We start from the raw sequence: 17,754 nt of genomic DNA, 5'->3' as shown, positions 1-17,754 counted from the left end.
GGGACGCCAGTATGCATCTGGGATTTCTGGGACTGGGCAACATGGGCGCGCCCATGGCCCGCAACCTGCTCAAGGCCAGCCATCGGCTGACCGTCTATGACGTCTCCGCCGCCGCCCTCGCGGCCCTGCAGGCCGAGGGTGCCGAGGTAGCCGCCTCCCCTGCCGCGGTGGCGGACGGGGGTGCCGATGTGATCATCACCATGCTGCCCGCGGCCGCTCATGTGAAGACGGTCTATCTGGGCGAGGACGGCCTGATCGCCCACGCCCGGCCGGGCACGCTGCTGATCGACTCCTCCACCATAGATCCGCTCAGCGCCCGCGCGGTGGCCACGGCCGCCGCCGAGCGCGGACTGGAGCTGCTGGATGCACCGGTCTCGGGTGGCACCGGTGGCGCCGCGGCCGGCACCCTCACCTTCATGGTCGGTGGCAGTGCGGCCGGCTTCCAGCGCGCCCAACCACTGCTGGCCGCCATGGGTCGCAACCTGGTGCACTGCGGTGCCAGCGGCAACGGCCAGGTGGCCAAGGTGGCCAACAACCTGCTGCTCGGCATCTCCATGATCGGGGTGGCCGAGGCCATGGCCCTGGGCACCCGCCTGGGCATGGATGCCAAGACCCTGGCCGGGGTGATAAATACCAGCAGCGGCCGTTGCTGGAGCTCGGAGGTGAATAATCCCTACCCGGACGTCCTGCCCCAGGCCCCCGCCTCGCGCGGCTATCAAGGCGGTTTTGCCGCCGACCTGATGCTCAAGGACCTGGGCCTGGCCACCGAGGCTGCCCGCGCCGTGCGCCAGCCGGTGATCCTCGGCGCCGTGGCGCAGCAGCTCTACCAGAGGTTCAGCCAGACCGGTGGCGGCGGATTGGATTTCTCGGCCATCATCCAGGACTACCTGGACGAGGACGGTGCATGAGCGACGCCAAGGTATTGCTGGAAAGACGCGGTGGGGTCGGCTACCTGACCCTCAATCGCCCGGCCGGGCTCAATGCCCTGGACCTGGAGATGGTGCGCAGCCTGCACGGCGCCCTGCGCGACTGGGAGCAAGACCCCAGCGTGCGGGTGGTGGTGCTGCGCGGCAACGGCCCCAAGGCCTTCTGCGCCGGCGGTGACGTCCGCGCGCTGTACGAGAGTTACCAGCGCGGCGACGACCTGCACCAGACCTTCTTCGCCGAGGAATACGCCCTGGACCTCGCCTTGCACCGCTATCCCAAGCCGGTGCTGGCGCTGGCCCACGGCCTGGTGCTGGGCGGCGGCATGGGCCTGGTGCAGGGGGCGCGGTTGCGGATCGTCAGCGAGCGTACGCGCATGGCCATGCCGGAGACCGCCATCGGCTACTTCCCCGATGTCGGCGCCAGTCACTTCCTGCCGCGCCTACCCGATCACCTGGGGTTCTACCTGGGGCTGACCGGGGTGCAGATCGGCCCGGCCGATGCCCTGGCTGCCGGCCTCGCCGATGCCTTCATTGCCGAAGACCTGAACGAGGCGCTGGAGCGACGTTTGGAAGAGGCCACCGCCCAGGGTCCGACCGACCTGGCCGCCCTGCTCCAGGAATTCGCCACGGCACCAGGCGAGGCCGCCCAACTGACCGAGCTGCGCCCGGCCATCGACCAGCACTTCGCTGCCGCCACGGTAGCCGAGCTGCGTGCCGGTCTCGAGCAGGAGGATCGTCCCGCCTATCGCGACTGGGCGCTGACAACCCTGGCCACCCTGGATGCCCGCTCGCCCTTGGCCGTGGCCACGGCACTGGAACTGCTGCGCCAGGGTAGCGGCCTGTCGTTGGAACAGTGCTTCGCCCTGGAAATGCATCTGGATCGCCGCTGGTTCGAGAAGGGCGAGATCGTCGAAGGGGTACGCGCCATGCTGGTGGACAAGGACCGCACGCCGCACTGGAACCCAGCCCGCTGGCAGGAGCTGGACCCGCGTCGCGTCGCGGCCTTTTTCACCGATTTTCGCCATGCCTGAGCGAAGCCGCCCAGGCGAGTCGTCGGCCACCAAAATCGGCCAACGGCTGAACTCCAAGTCTAGCCAGCCTCCGTGCTGGCTACGGCTATCCGGCGGAAGCTCCGATGACGCGCTCCTACCGCGATATCCGCACCCCCAGCTCGACGAAGGAGTCCTTGAAAGCCACGCCTGCCGGTCACCTGGAAACTGGATCGCGAAGAAATGTGAGGGCGTCCGGGATGCTTGCCGTGACCTGCCCAGCAAAAGCCAAAGATGACATCTCCACGTCATCGGGTCGGCGCCACACGGGTGCTACGCTCAGGCCTGGGGTCATCCGAAGCCCCGCCTCGCCAAGGACTACCGCTATGGCTTCCCTGCTCGCCTGCATCGATGGTTCCCCCCACGCCGAGAGCGTCTGCGATCACACCGCCTGGCTATCCCGGCGGCTGGACGCACCGGTCACCTTGCTGCATGTGCAGGAGTCGGCAGCTAGCGGAAAAAAGGTCGCCAACGGCGCTCCAGTCTTCGTCGAGGACGACGAAGGCGCCGGGATGGCCAAGGCGTTGCTGCTCAACGCCCGCCAGCGGCTGCTGCAACAGGGCCTGCCCCTGCCCCCGCAGATCCTGCGGCGGCCGGAGGGCCTGGTCGATACCCTGAAGACGCTGGAAGCGGACACCCGGCTGCTGGTGATCGGCAAGCGCGGCGAGCGCTCCGGCGATAGCGGCATCGGCAGCCAGCTGGAAGACGTGGTGCGCGCCGTGCACCGGCCGATCCTGGTGTGCTCCGGCCCCTTCAAGCAGCCGCGGCAATTCACCATCGCCTATGATGGCCGGGAAGCCACCCACCAAGGCGTGCTGGCCCTGGCCCGCAGTCCGCTGCTGGCGGGCATGAGCGGTACGCTGCTGCGCGTCGGCGAGGACGATCCCACCCAGCGCAAGCGCCTGGAAGACCTGGCCCTGCTGTTGCGCAGCGCCGGTTGCCGGGTGGATACCACGGTCGCCCATGGCGACGTGGAGCGCATCGTCCCCCGCCATCTCGACGAACGCCGAGCCGACCTGCTGATCATGGGCGCCTACAGCCACTCCTCGGTCTGGCGCTTCCTGCGCGGCAGTCGGACCACCCAGTTGCTGCACAAGACCGAAGTGCCGCTGCTATTGTTGCGCTAGCCCGCAGCCCATCCCTACCAGACACGCTTCGTCGGCGATTCGTCGATGGCGCTCAAGCCGATCCGAAAGACGCCGAAGCAGCATATATAGAGCCTGGTCCTCCGCCGGGCTCCCCGGCGCGTCGGTAGGCCCCATGAGCACCCATGTCATCCATTTCACCGCTCCCATCAATTCCAACAGCTGCGGCCAGCTGATCGCCCAGTGTTCCCAGGCGGTCCAGCAGGACGCCTCGCGCATCCTGCTCAAGATCGCCACCATGGGTGGCGATTGCAGCTATGGCTTCACCATGTACAACTTCCTGCTGTCCCTGCCGCTGCCGGTGCACACCCACAACCTGGGCACCGTCGAATCCATGGGCAACATTCTCTTCCTGGCCGGCCAGCACCGTACGGCGAGTCGCCACAGCAAGTTCCTCTATCATTCCTTCTACTGGAACCTGAACAACTCGGTCGACCATGCCCGTATGGCGGAATACGCCATGTGCCTGGACTATGACCTGGATCTCTATGCCCGCATCGTCGCCGAGCGCACCGCTGGCGCCGCCGAGGCGCTGGACATCCATAGCTGCCTGAAGGCCAACGCCCGCCTGCTGAGCCCGGAAGCGGCCCTGACGACCGGGGTGATCCACGCCATGGACGAGTGCCTGGTGCAGCCGGGCGAGACTGTCAGCTTCATCCACCTCTAAACGAAAAAACCCGGTGGCCATGAGCCACCGGGTCGTCCCGTTCCAGCACCAGCCGCGATCAGCGGCTGAAGGACACCAGGGTGTTGGGGTAGCCGACGCTGGCATCCAGGCGGCTGGCGTCGAGGAATACCCCCAGGTTTTTCGCACCGTCCTGCACGTAGCTGATCTTGGCGACCTGGCCGTTGGCGAGGCGGACCGAGCCGCCCAGCTTGAAGGCCGAACGATTGGCATCGGTGGCGGGGATCGAGATGGCCGCCGCACGGCGGTAGACACCCCGATTCCAATCGGCATTGGTGAAGTCGTTGATGGCACTGCTCACGCTGGCGGCGCTGCTCACCCCGGTGGGCGATACGGTGACGGTCTTGGGATAGCCCATGGCGTTACCGTTCAAGGCTGCCCCCTCGGTGAAGACGCCGAGACTGTTGCCTGCCTGCACGTAGGAAATCCGTCGTACCTGGCCGTCCGCGGTAGTCAGGTAGGCACCGGCCTTGAAGGCGGCGCGATTCACGGCGGTTCCGGGTACCGACACGGCGGCCTTGTTGCGGTAGACGCCCTTGAGCCAGTCCGAGTTGGTGAAGTCGTTGAGCACCGAGGTCACGGTCCCGGCAGTCGCGCCGCCGGTGGCCGGTACCTCTACCCCGGCATTGCTGCCGCTGCTGCCGGTATTGCTGGAGCTGCCACCGTTGCTGCTGCCGGTGTTGCCCACGGCCCCGGCATTACCACCGGTGGAGCCACTGCTGCCGGTGCCACTGTTACCGGTCGACGGCGTGGTGCTGCCGCTGGCGATCGGGCCGATGGCGGTGCAGCTGCTGTCATCCAGGTACTTGCGCAGGGTCGGCCACTGCGGACGCTCCTGGCCATTGATCGGCTCCACCGACATGAAGTAGCTGCCCCAGCCCGGACCCGCCGCCCAGTAGGACGCCGGAATGCAGTTCTGCTTGAGATAGGCCAGCATGTTGTCCATCAGCAGGTTCCAGCGCGGATTGTTGTCCGGCACGCCGAATTCGCCGATGTAGCCGCGCTTGCCGTTCTTCTTCAGCCAGTCGACGAAGGGCTTGACCCGGGTCACGCCGTAGTTGGCGTCGAGCTTGTTGACGTCGGTCTTGTCGTAGCTGCCGCCGGCGTTCTCGTCGAAGTAGGAATGCGCCGAGAAGATGATGTTGTTCGCCGGATCCTTGAGGTTCAGCAGGGAGTCGTTGAATTCGGCCCAGCGGGTCGCGCTCGACCAGCCGTTGCCTTCGACGATGACCGGACGAACGCTGTCCACCGCGCGAACGCCATTGATGCCGTACTGGGCCGCGGTGGGCCAATAGGCCATGGCATCGTGGGGCTCGTTCATGATGTCGTAGGCGTACAGCGACGACTGACCGCTCCACTGCCGCGCGATGTGGGTCATGATCTCCTGATAGCGGGCATAGGGGACGCCGCTGGTGCCGATCACCTGGCCGCGATAGCGCGCATAGTTGTGCAGGTCGAGGATGATCTTGATGCCATGCTTCTGCGCGTAGCCGAAGGTCTGGTTCACCAGGGCCACGTAGGCGCTGTCCAGCGGGCCGCCGAGCGTGGGTTGCAGGCGCTCCCAGATGATGGGGAAACGGATCAGCTTGACGCCCCGGGCGCTCCACTGCTGGAAGTAGGCTTCCACCGGGAAGATGTAGTTGGTGCCGTTGATGCCGGGCAGCACCTGGGGTGCGAAGCCCGCGCCGGAGAGATTCAGACCCACCAGACTGACGGGTTCGGCCTGGGCGGCCCCTGCGGACAGGGCGAGAACGGCGGCGACTGCAGCGAGCGGACGACGGAGGGCGGCGAGGGAGAGACGGTTCGGAGTCATGGACAGGTACTGCTTTGGGAGGCGTGGCGTCGATATCCTTTGTGTACGAGCAAAGCCTGGGTTTAGGTAAGGCCACGAGGACGTGACAAAAAACGCGCTGCGTCCTGCAGTGACCTTTGCAATACAAGTCATATGCCAGCTGTCTTATTAGTCAGGCTTAATTCCCAACGCCTCACGTGCAGGCGGCTCCCAAAGCACCAGGCTAGAGGCGTTGCGGGAAACGTAACCAAATGTGCGTGACATGGAGTCGCAGGGGTGGAAAGCTACGGATGGCAAAAGAATTAATGCCTTGAGACGAAAATCTGACGCCAGTGATCAGCATCCTCTGGCGCGGGGAATTTTCTGTTGCCACCGTTTTCCAAGGCACAGCAACGTCTTGTATATAAGGTCCAGTCATGCGCGCAGAACAGCCGGAAACCCCTGTCTTCCGACCCACCCTCCTGGTGGTGGACGACGAGCCACTGGTCGCGGATTTCGTCCGCGAGATCCTCGAACCGGAAGGCTTCAACATCATCGCCGCTGACTCCGCCGACACCGCCTTGCCGCTGTTGGAAAAGGAAGAGGCCAATATCGACATCCTGCTGACGGACATCCGTATGCCGGGGTCCATGGATGGCGCTCAACTGGCGAATACGGTGTGTCAACGCTGGCCGGATATGCCCATTATCGTCATGTCTGGCTACGAGACCCCCTCGACGGCGAGCATCAAGTGCAAGGTCCGTTTCCTGCCCAAGCCCTGGTCGATTGGTCAGTTGATCGATACCGTCAACGGCGTGGCCTATTCGGTGACGCCAAGCGCCTGACGGGCGAGGAACTCGGGTAATGTGACTGATGTCACATTGCCACCTTATTCGCCGCGTCTATCCTCATGCTTGCCCTTACCCATCAACTCGAATCCCGCCTACAGAACGTCAGCTATTTATTCGGCCCCCTGACGCCTGATGGCGCCTTGCCCATTCAATTCGGCGACCGCTCAGGCGGGCCGCGCCTCACCCTCATGTTGGACAGCGGCCGCCTGCGCGATGCCGGCTATTGCGAGAGCCAGGTGGCTCAGATCCGCCAGTTGCTGAAGCGCTAGTGTGGTGTTTCAGAAGTTCGCGCAAGAATTGGCGAGTGATTTTTTGACCTGGGCTAGGCGCCGCGACGAGTCATAGCAGGGCTATGGCGAGGAGTGGCAACAACGCCCAGGCCGAAAAAGCGCCGCCAAAATTGTGCAGGTAATTTCTGAAACACCACACTAGCAGCTTACTTTGCTACAGCGGCGGTGCCGGCCTGAGCAGTACGGCCTTCAGCGAAAATGCCGAGGTCACGCTGGCCACCCCCGGAATGCAGGTCAGGGTTTCCGCCAGGAAATGCTGATAAGCCGTCAGATCCTGTACCACCACCCGCAATACGTAGTCCGCATCCCCGGTCATCTGGAAACAGCTCATCACCTGGGGCGCCTTGACGATCTCACGCTCGAAGGCCTGCAGGTAGTCGGTGGACTGCTTCTCCAATCGCACCGAGACGAAGACACTGACGCTGCCGGCCAGGCGCGTCTCGTCGAGTTGGGCGTGATAGCCCTGGATGTATTTCTCGTCTTCCAGCCGCTTGACCCGCCGCAGCGTGGGGGTCAACGACAGCCCGATCTTCTGGGCCAGATCGCGCCAGCTGAGGCGGCCGTCGGCAGACAGGGCGTTGAGGATGCGCAGGTCGATACGGTCCAGACCAGCCATGGTGCAAAACCTCTAATGTTGTTCTTGTAGGAGGTTCAATAACACCAAAGGCTAGCCTTGCCCACCCCGAAATTGCGGCAAAACGGCTAGCGATGCCGGCCTATACTCAAGTCACCCATAACAAGAATGCCGAGGCCTCCACCATGTGGCACCCTGCATCGCACTCGGACGGCCAACCCGTCCCGCGACCCGTCCGTACCCCCAATTTTCCGGAGGTGCGGTCATGAGCGACTACCCTCCCCTGCAGTTGCACGTCCCCGAGCCCAGTGGCCGTCCAGGACGCCCCACCGACTTCAGCTACCTGCAACTCTGCCCAGCCGGCCGCGCCGAGAAGCCGCCGGTGGACGTGGCGCCAGTGGATACCCGCGAGCTGGCTACCCAGTTGATCCGCATCCTCGACGACGACGGCAAGGCTGTCGGCCCCTGGGCCACGGAAGAAGCGCCCGAGCTGCTGCTGCGTGGACTGCGCGCCATGCTCAAGACGCGGCTGTTCGATGCGCGGATGCTCAAGGCGCAGCGACAGAAGAAACTCTCCTTCTATATGCAGTGCCTGGGCGAGGAAGCCATCGCCGTCGGCCAGACCCTGGCCCTGCGCCCGGACGACATGCATTTCCCCACCTATCGCCAGCAGGGCATCCTCATCGCCCGCGAGGCGCCGCTGGAGGAAATGATCTGCCAGCTGCTGTCCAACGCCCGCGATCCGCTCAAGGGCCGCCAGCTGCCGGTGATGTATTCCTACCGCGACCTCGGCTTCTTCTCCATCTCCGGCAACCTGGGCACCCAGTACATCCAGGCGGTGGGCTGGGCCATGGCTTCGGCGATCAAGGGCGATACGCGCATCGCCGCTGGCTGGATCGGTGACGGCGCCACCGCCGAAGGCGACTTCCACGCCGCCCTCACCTTCGCCCACGTCTACCGGGCGCCGGTGATCCTCAATATCGTCAACAACCAGTGGGCCATCTCCACCTTCCAGGCCATCGCCGGGGGTGAAGGCATCACCCTGGCCACCCGCGGCCTCGGCTATGGCATCGCCGCGCTGCGGGTGGATGGCAACGACTTCCTCGCCGTACTGGCCGCGTCGCGCTGGGCCGCCGAACGCGCCCGGCGCAATCTGGGACCGACCCTGATCGAGTGGGTGACCTATCGCGCCGGCCCCCACTCCACCTCGGACGATCCGTCCAAGTACCGTCCCGCCGACGACTGGACGCACTTCCCCCTGGGCGACCCCATCGACCGGCTCAAGGCGCACCTGATCGGCCGGGGTCTCTGGTCGGACGAACAGCACCAGGCGCTGACCGCCGAGCTGGAAGCCGAGGTAGCCGCTGCCCAGAAGGCTGCCGAGGCCCATGGCACCTTCGCCAGCGAGCTCGCACCCAGCGCCGCCGACATGTTCGAGGAGGTCTACCAGGTCCTGCCGCCGCACCTGCGTCGCCAACGCCAACAGCTCGGGAAGTGATGCCATGACCGTACAACAGGAAACCGACCTGCCGACCCAGGCCGGCAGCCGCAGCACCCTGACCATGATCCAGGCCATCCGCTCGGGGCTGGACGTGATGCTCGAACGCGACAGCAACGTGGTGGTGTTCGGCGAAGACGTCGGCTACTTCGGCGGCGTCTTTCGCTGCACCGAGGGCCTGCAGGCCAAGTATGGCGCCGCGCGGGTGTTCGATGCGCCCATCTCGGAAAACGGCATCGCCGGCGCCGCGGTGGGCATGGGCGCCTATGGATTGCGGCCGGTGGCGGAGATCCAGTTCGCCGACTACGTCTATCCGGCCATCGACCAGATCGTCTCCGAAGCGGCACGCCTGCGCTATCGCTCGGTGGGCCAATTCACCGCACCGCTGGTGTTCCGCATGCCCTGCGGCGGCGGCATCTACGGCGGCCAGACCCACAGCCAGAGCCCCGAGGCCATGTTCACCCAGGTCTGCGGCCTGCGCACCGTGATGCCGTCCAACCCCTACGACGCCAAGGGCCTGCTGATCGCCGCCATCGAAAGCGACGACCCGGTGATCTTTCTCGAACCCAAGCGCCTCTACAACGGCCCCTTCGACGGCCACCACGACCGCCCGGTGACGCCCTGGTCGGGGCATCCCGCCAGCGCCGTACCGGACGGCTACTACCGGGTCGAGCTGGAGCGCGCCGCCGTGGTGCGCCCGGGCAAGCAGGTCACGGTGCTGACCTATGGCACCACTGTCTGGGTGGCCCTGGCAGCGGCCGCCGAGACCGGCATCGACGCCGAGGTGATCGACATCCGCAGTCTCTGGCCGCTGGACCTGCAGACCCTCACCGACTCGGTGAACAAGACCGGCCGCTGCGTGGTGGTCCACGAAGCCACCCGCACCTGTGGCTATGGCGCCGAGCTGGTGTCCCTGATGCAGGAGCACTGTTTCCATCGCCTGGAGGCACCCATAGAACGGGTTACCGGTTGGGACACGCCCTATCCCCATGCCCAGGAGTGGGACTACTTCCCCGGTCCGGCGCGGGTCGGCGCCGCGCTCAAGCGCGCGATGGAGGTCTGAGATGGGTACCCATGTCATCAAGATGCCGGACATCGGTGAAGGCATCGCCGAGGTGGAACTGGTCAAGTGGTACGTGGCGGTGGGCGACGAGGTCAGCGAAGACCAGACCCTCGCCGATGTCATGACCGACAAGGCCATGGTGGAGATTCCCTCGCCGGTGGTGGGCCGGGTGCTCGCCCTCGGCGGCGAGCCCGGCCAGGTGCTGGCGGTCGGCGCCGAGTTGATCCGCCTGGAAGTGGCCGGCGACGGCAACCAGCGTGAGGCCAGTCGCCCTGCACCCGCGGAGTCAACTCCCGCACCGGCACCCAAGGCGGAAGCGCCCAAGCCTGAGCCGATACCGTCCGCCGTCCCGTCGCACCCCGCGCCCGCAGCCCAGCGCGACGACGACCGACCGGCTTCCCGCCCGGCCCCCGGCAGCCCGCCGCTGGCCTCCCCGGCGGTGCGCCAGCACGCCTGGGACCTGGGTATCGAGTTGCGATTCGTCACCGGCAGCGGCCAGGGCGGCCGTATCCTGCATGGCGATCTGGACGCCTATGTGCAGCAGCGCGACGCCGGCCTGCCGCCGGCCACCGGCGGCAATGGGCTGGCCAAACGCACTGGCGAGGAACGCATTCCGCTGATCGGCTTGAGGCGCAAGATCGCCGAGAAGATGCAGACGGCCAAGCGCCATATACCCCACTTCACCTATGTGGAAGAGCTGGATGTCACCGAACTGGAAGCCTTGAGAGCCAGCCTCAACCAGCGCTGGCAGGGGCGTCGTGCCCATCTCACCCTGCTGCCCTTCCTGGCGCGGGCTTTGGTGGTAGCGGTGCGGGATTTCCCGCAGATGAATGCGCGCTTCGACGAGGAAAGCAGCACGGTGACGCGCTATGGCGCGGTGCACCTGGGCATCGCCACCCAGGGCGACCAGGGCCTGGCGGTGCCGGTGGTCCGCCACGCCGAGGCGCTGGATCTCTGGGGCTGTGCCCAGGAGGTGGCGCGCCTTGCCACCGCGGTGCGCGGCGGCAAGGCCAGTCGTGATGAACTGGGCGGTTCCACCCTGACCATCAGCAGCCTCGGTCCGCTGGGCGGCATCGCTTCCACGCCCATCATCAACCATCCCGAGGTGGCCATCATCGGCGTCAACCGCATCGTCGAGCGCCCGGCCTTCCGTAATGGGCTAGTGGTGCCGCGCAAGCTGATGAATCTCTCCGCCTCCTTCGACCACCGGCTGATCGATGGGCAGGACGCCGCCAGTTTCATCCAGGCCGTGCGCCAGCTGCTCGAACAACCCGCCACCCTCTTCCTGGAGTAGCCATGGACACCCGACTCCTCATCATCGGCGGCGGCCCCGGCGGTTACGTCGCCGCCCTGCGCGCCGCCCAGCTGGGCATCACCACCACCCTGGTGGAGGGTGCCGCCCTGGGCGGTACCTGCCTCAACGTGGGCTGCATTCCTTCCAAGGCCATGATCCATGTCGCCGAGGAATACCATCGCGCCTGCGGGCGTGCCGACCAGGGCAGCCTGGGCATCCGCCACGGCCGCCCGGAGCTGGACCTCGGCCAGGCCGTGGCCTGGAAGAACGGTATCGTCAATCGCCTCACCACCGGTGTCGCCGGCCTGCTGAAGAAGCAGGGAGTGACGGTGATCGAGGGCTGGGCCGAGATCCTCGACGGCAAGACCGTCGAGGTGCAGCGTACGGGAGGCGAGCGGCTGCGTATCCGCACCGAGCACCTGCTGCTGGCCATGGGCTCCACCTCGGTGGAACTGCCCAACCTGCCCTTCGGCGGCACTGTGATCTCGGCCACCGAAGCACTATCGCCCACGGAGATCCCAGAGCATCTGGTGGTGGTGGGCGCCGGCTATATCGGCCTGGAGTTGGGCATCGCTTATCGCAAGCTGGGTTCCAAGGTCGCCGTGGTCGAGGCCCAGTCGCGGCTGCTGCCAGGCTACGACGCCGAACTCACCGCGCCACTGCGCCAGCACCTGGAACGACTGGGCATCGAATTGCACCTGAATTGCCGGGTCGCCGGCTTGACGGAGGATGGCGCCGGACTGCGGATGACCATGGGCGATGGCCAGGAGCAGGTGCTGCCCGCCCAACGCATCCTGGTGGCTGCCGGGCGCCGCCCTCGTACCGAGGGCCTGGAACGGCTGCCGCTGGACTATGACGGCCGCTACATCCGCGTCGACGATGGCTGCCGTACCAGCATGACCGACGTCTGGGCCATTGGCGACCTCACCGGCGAACCCCTGCTGGCCCATCGCGCCATGGCCCAGGGCGAGGTGGTGGCAGAGCTGATCGCCGGCAAGCGGCGGCACTTCGCTCCGGTGGCCATTCCGGCGGTTTGCTACACCGATCCGGAAATCGTGGTGGTCGGCCTCACACCCGAGCAGGCCAAGGCCCAGGGGCTGGAGATCAAGGTCGCCAGTTTTCCCTTCGCCGCCAACGGCCGTGCCCTGACCCTGGAAGCGCCGGAAGGCTTCGTGCGGGTGGTGGCCCGCGCCGATGACCATCGCATCCTCGGTTGGCAGGCCACCGGGCAGCAGGTGGCGGAATTGGCCACGGCCTTTGTCCATAGTCTGGAGATGGGCATGCAGCTGGAAGACGTGGCGGCCACCCTGCATCCACACCCCACCCTGGGTGAGGCGGTGCAGGAGGCGGCGCTGAAAGCCTTGGGCCGAGCGCTGCATCTGTGACGGCGCCTGCCTGGCTTGGCCTCGACGAGGCCCGAGCCAGGCGCCACTCAGCCAGTGGTTTTTCGTTGGCCAGGTGACTGATGCCCCGTTACAGCTGCGCGGCTATCGCGGCCCTATCTATCACTGACCGCACCTCGCGGATGCGTCCCTCGGCAAAGCGATAGAACACATGCTCACTGAAGCGCACCCGACGGCCGTTCACCGGCAAACCGAACAGCTCCCCGTGCGGGGTGCAGTCGAAATCCAGCTGCGCCGCCAGCCAAGGCGGCTCCACTACCAGCAGCCGCGCGCTGAACTGCAGATCAGGGATGGCGGCGTGATCGCCTTCGAGCATGGCCCGGTAGCCAGCCAGGCCGAGGGGACGACCGTTATGCTCGACCGCCTCGTCGACATAAAGCGCCAGCTCCGCCCAGGCATGGCGGTTGAGACAATCGAGATAGGCCCGGTAATGGCTGCCGAGTTCGGCAGGGGTAAGAGGCATGGCGAGGTCTCCGTTGGCAGTGACTGCTAAGGTGACCTCGTCCAGCCGCCAAGGCTCCCTCAACCCAGGCGATTCTTCACCAGCCGTCCGCCCTGGAGGATGACGTCCAGTCGCTCGCCCTGCCCTACCAGGCAGCCGATGTCGGCCAGCGGATCGCCATCCACCACCAGCAGATCCGCCAGGGCGCCGCTCGCGATGCAGCCCAGTTCGCCCTCGCGTTGCAGGATGCGCGCCGCCACGCTGGTGGCGCTGCGCAGGGCCTCCAGATTACCCAGCACCTCGGCGCGGATGCGCAGTTCCTGGGTCTGGTACTCGTGCATCTCGCCCAGCAGATCGGAGCCATAGCCCATGGGGACGCCCGCCTCGGCAAAGTATTCGAGGGCGCGGCGACCGGCCAGGCGGACGTCCTCGATCTTGGCCACGGAGTCCGCCGGCAGGCCATAGCGGGCACCGTGCTCGGCGAGCATCTCGTAGGTCACCTGGGTCGGCACCGCGAAGGCCCCCCGTTCGTGCATCAGTTGCGCCGTTTCCCGGTCCACCAGGTTACCGTGCTCGATGGTGCGCACCCCGCATTCCACCGCGCGGCGGATGGCCCGGGCGGTATAGGCATGGGCCATCACATAGGTATTGGCCGCCTCGGCTTCCTCGACGATGGCGCGGATCTCGGCCTCGCTGTACTGGGTATTGGCGATGGGATCGGTCGGCGAGGACACCCCGCCGGAAGCCATGATCTTGATCTGGGTGGCACCCTGCTGCAGCTCTTCGCGCACGGCCTTGCGCACGTTGTCCACGCCATCCACCACCCGGGCGATGGCACCAGCGCGGAAGCAGCAACTGCAGGGCTCGTTAAGCAGCAATTCGCCGCGGGCGCGCATGTCGCCATGGCCGCCAGTCTGCGACAACGCCTTGCCGGAGGCGAAGATGCGCGGTCCCGGCACCAGCCCGAGGGCGATGGAGCGCGCCAGCGCCCAATCCGCCCCGCCGGCATCCCGTACGGTGGTGAAGCCGCGGGCAAGCATGCCTTCGAGGATGGGCAGTGCGCGATACATGATGATGGCATTGGGCTGCAGGGCGTTGAAGCCCAGGTTGGCGCTGGAGGCCAGCACATGCACATGGCAGTCGATCAGCCCCGGCATCAGGGTGCGACCGCCCAGATCGATGACGGTCACGCCTTCCGGCGAGAGGGCGCTCTGGTCGCGCACGGCGGTGATGCGATCCCCTTCCACCAGGACTTCTTTACCGGTGATCAGGGTGCCGTTTTCGAGGTCGAGCAGCTTGCCGTTGCGCAGCAGCAGGGAGGTACTGTTAGTCATGCGGAGGCTTCCGATTGATGGCCGCTGGATGCGTCGCGGAACAGCGCGGCGCCCCCGGCACTGATGGCCGCGGCGAACATGATGTAGAAGGCCGGCGCCAGATGGCTGCCGGTGGCGGCGATCAGCCAGGTCACGGTGAAGGTGGCGAAGCCGCCGAACAGGGTCACCGCGAAGTTGTAGGCCACCGATAGTCCGGTGGAGAGCACCCGCGTCGGCAACAATTCGCCGAAGGCCGCCAGCAGCCCGCCGAGATAGCCGGAGATCAACAGCCCCAACACCAGCTGGAATACCAGCAGTGACGCCAGGCCCGGCCAGCGATTGAGCATCCAGAACAGCGGCCAGGCGACGCAGAAGATGGCGAGGGCTGAACCCAGCAGCCAGCGGCGCTTGCCGTAGCGATCCGCCAGACGGCCCACCAGCGGCGTGGCGACCAGCAGCACCAGGCCACCGAGCACGCCGGCGCTGAAGCCCAGGCCACTGGGCAGGCCCAGCACCCGGGTGGAATAGGACGGCAGGTAGAACAGCACGGCGTAGGTGCACACCGTCCACAGCACGATCATGGAAAAGCTGATCGCCGTCTGGCGCGGATAGATACGCAGGACCTCGCGCAGCGGCGACTGGGCGCGCTCGACGGTGGCATAGGCCGGGGTCTCGTCGATGCGGCTACGGATGTAGAAACCGATGGGGCCGATCAGGGAGCCGAACAGGAACGGCAGGCGCCAGCCCCAGCTCTCCAATTGCTCCGGGGTCAGCAGTGCCGAGAGCAACGCGCCGAAGCCCGCGCCCAGGGCCACCGCCACCCCGATGCTGGCCTGGATCCAGCTCGAGTAGTAGGCCTTTTGCCCGGCGGGCGCGTGCTCGGTGAGAAAGGCGGTGGCACTGCCCATTTCACCGCCGGCGGAAAACCCCTGCAGCAAGCGGGCGAAGACGATCAGCGCCGGTGCGAACAGGCCCCACTGGGCGTAGCCAGGGGTCACGGCGATGATCAGGGTGCCGGCGGCCATCAGCAGGATGGTCAGCGACAGCGCGGCCTTGCGACCCCGGCGGTCGGAGTAGATACCGAGCAGGATGCCCCCTACCGGACGCATGAAGAAACCAACGCCGAAGGTGGCCAGCGCCAAGAGATAGGAGGTGAGTTCGCTGGCGCTCGGAAAGAACACCTTGGCGATGATGACGGAAAAGAAGCTGTAGACGGTGAAATCGAACCACTCCAGACCGTTGCCGATCACGGTGGCGACGACCGCCTTGTTGGCCTGGCGGCGCTGGACGAGGGACGGTTGCCCCGGGAAAGTCGTGCTGCTCTGCATTGTTGGCTCCTGAATGCTGCTGGCGCAGGAAGCCCAGGCCTCCTACTACGGCGACGGCAGTTTCAATGGGGAAACAGGACGAGGATCTCTGCCCTCTGCTGCCGAGCTTAAGAGGCCACCACGAGCGGTGAAAACGCTGATTGCAGGGGTTTGCATGCGCCTGGCGCATGCAAAAGGCGCTAGCGCGGCGCCGCCAGGCTTTCGTTCAGCCAGGCTTCGAAGCGACGTGCCGCCAGGCCTGGCAGACGATCGCCGGGCCACAGCAGGTAGTAGCCGCCCTGCCCCTGCACATAGTCCGCGCAGGCCGGCACCAGGGTGCCCGCGCGCAGATGACCGTCGATCATGGGTCGCCAGCCCAGCACCACGCCATGGCCGGCCACGGCCAGGTCGACCAGGATGGGATACTGGCTCACCGTCAACCGCTGGCGAATCCGAGTTGCGGGGTGGCCGAGGCGGGAAAACCATTCCTCCCAGGACAGCCAACGGCGCTGCCCGTCCTCGATCATCAGCAGGCGCTGGTCGAGCAATGCCGCAGGAGGCAGTTGGCGGCCCCCCAGGTAGTCCGGCGCGCAGTAGGCACCGACCCACTCGGGAAACAGCTGGCGTCCGGCCAGCCCCGGCGGCGGCAGTTCACGCAGGAAGTAGAGCGCCAGATCGAATTCCGGCTTGAGCAGGGTATCGAGGTTATCGAGCACCCGCAGGCGCACGTCGATGGAGGGGAAGGCCTTGATGAACTCGCCGATCAGCGGCCCCAGCCAGAGCGCCGCGACCCCCGACGAGCAAGCCAGCACCAGTTGCTGCTCGCCGCTGTGGTCCATGACCTCGGCGGTGGTTTCCGCGAGCCCCGCCAGCAACTGCTGGACCCGCTCGGCGTAGCGCTGCCCGGACACCGTCAGGTGCAGACGCTTGTGTTCCCGGCGGAACAGCGCGCGGCCGAGAAAGGCCTCCAACTGCGCCACCTGGCGGCTGATGGCGCTTTGCGTGAGATTGAGCTCCAGCGCGGCGCGGGTGAAGCTGCCGAGCCGCACCGTCGCCTCGAAGGCGATCAGGTTGGTTAGAGGTGGTAAGGGATCGATACGCATCCGTGGTCTTCGAGGCGCTGGGCTGGAAGGGCCAGTCTAGTGTGGTGTTTCAGAAGTTCGCGCAAGAATTAGCGAGTGATTTTTTGACCTGGGCTAGGCGCCGCGACGAGTCATAGCAGGGCTATGGCGAGGAGTGGCAACAACGCCTAGACGGTCCGCCGCTGCGGCCAAAAAAGCGCCGCTAAAATTGTGCAGGTAACTTCTGAAACACCACACTAGCGTCTCTGGCAAGCGGATTGCGGCCTCAGCGGTGCTCGAACTTGGCCGGACGCTTCTCGACGAAGGCGGCCATGCCCTCCTTCTGGTCAGCGCTGGCGAACAGCGAGTGGAACACCCGGCGCTCGAAGCGGATACCCTCGGCCAGGCTGGTCTCGAAGGCGCGGTTGACGCTTTCCTTGAGCAGCAGGGTCGCCGGCAGGGAACGGCTGGCGATGCCGCGAGCGGTCTCCAGGGTACGCTCCAGCAGCTCGGCCGCGGGAAACACCTGGGCGACCAGGCCGGCGCGCTCGGCCTCGGCGGCGTCCAGCTGCCGACCGGTGAGGCACAGCTCCATGGCCTTGGCCTTGCCCAGGGCGCGGGTCAGGCGCTGGGTACCGCCGATGCCGGGGATGACGCCGAGGGTGATCTCCGGCAGGCCGAAGCGCGCCGTGTCCGCGGCGTAGATGAAATCGCACAGCAGCGCCAATTCGCAGCCGCCGCCCAGGGCGTAGCCCGCCACCGCGGCGATCAACGGCTTGCGCCGCTCGGCGAGGCGGTCGGCGACGCGGAAGTAGTCGTCCAGGTAGATCTGCGGATAGCCCTGCCCGGCCATCTCCTTGATGTCGGCGCCGGCGGCGAAGGCCTTGGCCGACCCGGTGAGCACCATGCAACCCACCGCGGGATCGGCGTCCAGGCGCGCCAGTAGGTTATCCAGGTCGCTTAGCAGCTGGGCGTTGAGGGCATTGAGCGCCTTGGGCCGGTTGAGGGTGACGAGGGCGACGCGATCCTGGATGTCCAGCAGCAGGGTCGATTCGGCAGCGGCTTCGCTCATGGTCTTGTCC

At 66.3% G+C, this 17,754-nt stretch carries 17 protein-coding genes; 10 read left to right on the top strand and 7 right to left on the bottom strand.

All coding sequences use genetic code 11. The features are described from left to right. The first annotated feature begins 11 nt into the window (after positions 1–11). The 4 genes from mmsB to CCZ28_RS02250 all read left to right on the top strand — a co-directional run bounded on the left by mmsB (position 12) and on the right by CCZ28_RS02250 (position 3,787). The gene (mmsB, locus tag CCZ28_RS02265) at positions 12–908 is read left to right on the top strand and encodes a 3-hydroxyisobutyrate dehydrogenase (RefSeq protein ID WP_140215555.1); all 897 of its coding nucleotides are present in this window, start codon (positions 12–14) and stop codon (positions 906–908) included. Further along, positions 905–1,957, top strand: a complete 1,053-nt coding sequence (locus CCZ28_RS02260) for an enoyl-CoA hydratase/isomerase family protein (RefSeq protein ID WP_140215553.1) — start codon at positions 905–907, stop codon at positions 1,955–1,957. Before mmsB ends, CCZ28_RS02260 begins: the two co-directional genes overlap by 4 nt. Positions 1,958–2,301: 344 nt before the next feature. Beyond that, positions 2,302–3,102 carry a universal stress protein gene (locus tag CCZ28_RS02255; protein WP_140215551.1) on the top strand — a complete coding sequence of 267 codons (801 nt, stop codon included), beginning with the start codon at positions 2,302–2,304 and terminating at the stop codon, positions 3,100–3,102. A gap of 133 nt (positions 3,103–3,235) precedes the next feature. Beyond that, positions 3,236–3,787, top strand: coding sequence for an ATP-dependent Clp protease proteolytic subunit (locus CCZ28_RS02250; protein WP_140215549.1), 552 nt, complete (start codon positions 3,236–3,238; stop codon positions 3,785–3,787). 58 nt (positions 3,788–3,845) lie between these two features. Here the strand turns inward: CCZ28_RS02250 and CCZ28_RS02245 are convergent, their stop codons facing one another. Next, positions 3,846–5,618: a glycoside hydrolase family 5 protein gene (locus CCZ28_RS02245; RefSeq protein WP_140215547.1), complete on the bottom strand. Its 1,773-nt coding sequence runs from the start codon at positions 5,616–5,618 to the stop codon at positions 3,846–3,848. Positions 5,619–6,013: 395 nt separating this feature from the next. On the opposite strand from CCZ28_RS02245, the gene CCZ28_RS02240 reads away from it, so the two are divergent. Next, complete coding sequence (locus tag CCZ28_RS02240) at positions 6,014–6,421, top strand: response regulator (RefSeq protein WP_058762823.1); 408 nt, start codon at positions 6,014–6,016, stop codon at positions 6,419–6,421. 65 nt (positions 6,422–6,486) lie between these two features. Beyond that, on the top strand, positions 6,487–6,696 hold the full coding sequence (locus CCZ28_RS02235; protein WP_140215545.1) for a hypothetical protein: 210 nt from the start codon (positions 6,487–6,489) through the stop codon (positions 6,694–6,696). 175 nt (positions 6,697–6,871) lie between these two features. On the opposite strand, the gene CCZ28_RS02230 is transcribed toward CCZ28_RS02235, so the two are convergent. Continuing rightward, the gene (locus tag CCZ28_RS02230; RefSeq protein WP_058762821.1) at positions 6,872–7,333 is read right to left on the bottom strand and encodes an Lrp/AsnC family transcriptional regulator; all 462 of its coding nucleotides are present in this window, start codon (positions 7,331–7,333) and stop codon (positions 6,872–6,874) included. Between the two features lie 223 nt (positions 7,334–7,556). Between CCZ28_RS02230 and CCZ28_RS02225 the strand changes: the two genes are divergently transcribed. The 4 genes from CCZ28_RS02225 to lpdA are packed head-to-tail and all read left to right on the top strand — an operon-like array spanning position 7,557 to position 12,531. Next, positions 7,557–8,789: a thiamine pyrophosphate-dependent enzyme gene (locus CCZ28_RS02225; RefSeq protein ID WP_140215543.1), complete on the top strand. Its 1,233-nt coding sequence runs from the start codon at positions 7,557–7,559 to the stop codon at positions 8,787–8,789. Positions 8,790–8,793: 4 nt separating this feature from the next. Further along, positions 8,794–9,852, top strand: a complete 1,059-nt coding sequence (locus CCZ28_RS02220) for an alpha-ketoacid dehydrogenase subunit beta (protein WP_140215541.1) — start codon at positions 8,794–8,796, stop codon at positions 9,850–9,852. 1 nt (position 9,853) lies between these two features. Next, the gene (locus tag CCZ28_RS02215; protein WP_140215539.1) at positions 9,854–11,146 is read left to right on the top strand and encodes a dihydrolipoamide acetyltransferase family protein; all 1,293 of its coding nucleotides are present in this window, start codon (positions 9,854–9,856) and stop codon (positions 11,144–11,146) included. Positions 11,147–11,148: 2 nt separating this feature from the next. Further along, positions 11,149–12,531, top strand: a complete 1,383-nt coding sequence (gene lpdA / locus CCZ28_RS02210; protein WP_140215537.1) for a dihydrolipoyl dehydrogenase — start codon at positions 11,149–11,151, stop codon at positions 12,529–12,531. 88 nt (positions 12,532–12,619) lie between these two features. Here lpdA and CCZ28_RS02205 read toward each other — a convergent pair whose 3' ends face one another. The 5 genes from CCZ28_RS02205 to CCZ28_RS02185 all read right to left on the bottom strand — a co-directional run bounded on the left by CCZ28_RS02205 (position 12,620) and on the right by CCZ28_RS02185 (position 17,744). Next, positions 12,620–13,012, bottom strand: coding sequence for an ester cyclase (locus CCZ28_RS02205; protein ID WP_140215535.1), 393 nt, complete (start codon positions 13,010–13,012; stop codon positions 12,620–12,622). Between the two features lie 59 nt (positions 13,013–13,071). Next, positions 13,072–14,325 (bottom strand): metal-dependent hydrolase family protein, encoded by a 1,254-nt coding sequence (locus CCZ28_RS02200; protein ID WP_140215533.1) that lies wholly within the window; start codon positions 14,323–14,325, stop codon positions 13,072–13,074. Then, a complete protein-coding gene (locus CCZ28_RS02195) occupies positions 14,322–15,632 on the bottom strand; it encodes an MFS transporter (protein WP_140215531.1) in 1,311 nt (436 codons plus the stop codon). Before CCZ28_RS02195 ends, CCZ28_RS02200 begins: the two co-directional genes overlap by 4 nt. 179 nt (positions 15,633–15,811) lie before the next feature. Next, a complete protein-coding gene (locus tag CCZ28_RS02190) occupies positions 15,812–16,714 on the bottom strand; it encodes a LysR substrate-binding domain-containing protein (protein WP_140215530.1) in 903 nt (300 codons plus the stop codon). Positions 16,715–16,958: 244 nt separating this feature from the next. Beyond that, positions 16,959–17,744: an enoyl-CoA hydratase gene (locus tag CCZ28_RS02185; protein ID WP_140215528.1), complete on the bottom strand. Its 786-nt coding sequence runs from the start codon at positions 17,742–17,744 to the stop codon at positions 16,959–16,961. Positions 17,745–17,754: the final 10 nt, after the last annotated feature.

The organism is Pseudomonas oryzihabitans (genome assembly GCF_006384975.1).
Taxonomy (GTDB): domain Bacteria; phylum Pseudomonadota; class Gammaproteobacteria; order Pseudomonadales; family Pseudomonadaceae; genus Chryseomonas; species Chryseomonas psychrotolerans_B.
Note: the sequence above shows the minus strand (reverse complement) of the source record. Positions and strands in the feature narration are given on the sequence as shown.

Coding starts and splice junctions, on each gene's coding strand:
- mmsB (WP_140215555.1), top strand. CDS start 12: ATGCATCTGGGATTTCTGGGACTGGGCAACATGGGCGCGCCCATGGCC.
- CCZ28_RS02260 (WP_140215553.1), top strand. CDS start 905: ATGAGCGACGCCAAGGTATTGCTGGAAAGACGCGGTGGGGTCGGCTAC.
- CCZ28_RS02255 (WP_140215551.1), top strand. CDS start 2,302: ATGGCTTCCCTGCTCGCCTGCATCGATGGTTCCCCCCACGCCGAGAGC.
- CCZ28_RS02250 (WP_140215549.1), top strand. CDS start 3,236: ATGAGCACCCATGTCATCCATTTCACCGCTCCCATCAATTCCAACAGC.
- CCZ28_RS02245 (WP_140215547.1), bottom strand. CDS start 5,618: ATGACTCCGAACCGTCTCTCCCTCGCCGCCCTCCGTCGTCCGCTCGCT.
- CCZ28_RS02240 (WP_058762823.1), top strand. CDS start 6,014: ATGCGCGCAGAACAGCCGGAAACCCCTGTCTTCCGACCCACCCTCCTG.
- CCZ28_RS02235 (WP_140215545.1), top strand. CDS start 6,487: ATGCTTGCCCTTACCCATCAACTCGAATCCCGCCTACAGAACGTCAGC.
- CCZ28_RS02230 (WP_058762821.1), bottom strand. CDS start 7,333: ATGGCTGGTCTGGACCGTATCGACCTGCGCATCCTCAACGCCCTGTCT.
- CCZ28_RS02225 (WP_140215543.1), top strand. CDS start 7,557: ATGAGCGACTACCCTCCCCTGCAGTTGCACGTCCCCGAGCCCAGTGGC.
- CCZ28_RS02220 (WP_140215541.1), top strand. CDS start 8,794: ATGACCGTACAACAGGAAACCGACCTGCCGACCCAGGCCGGCAGCCGC.
- CCZ28_RS02215 (WP_140215539.1), top strand. CDS start 9,854: ATGGGTACCCATGTCATCAAGATGCCGGACATCGGTGAAGGCATCGCC.
- lpdA (WP_140215537.1), top strand. CDS start 11,149: ATGGACACCCGACTCCTCATCATCGGCGGCGGCCCCGGCGGTTACGTC.
- CCZ28_RS02205 (WP_140215535.1), bottom strand. CDS start 13,012: ATGCCTCTTACCCCTGCCGAACTCGGCAGCCATTACCGGGCCTATCTC.
- CCZ28_RS02200 (WP_140215533.1), bottom strand. CDS start 14,325: ATGACTAACAGTACCTCCCTGCTGCTGCGCAACGGCAAGCTGCTCGAC.
- CCZ28_RS02195 (WP_140215531.1), bottom strand. CDS start 15,632: ATGCAGAGCAGCACGACTTTCCCGGGGCAACCGTCCCTCGTCCAGCGC.
- CCZ28_RS02190 (WP_140215530.1), bottom strand. CDS start 16,714: ATGCGTATCGATCCCTTACCACCTCTAACCAACCTGATCGCCTTCGAG.
- CCZ28_RS02185 (WP_140215528.1), bottom strand. CDS start 17,744: ATGAGCGAAGCCGCTGCCGAATCGACCCTGCTGCTGGACATCCAGGAT.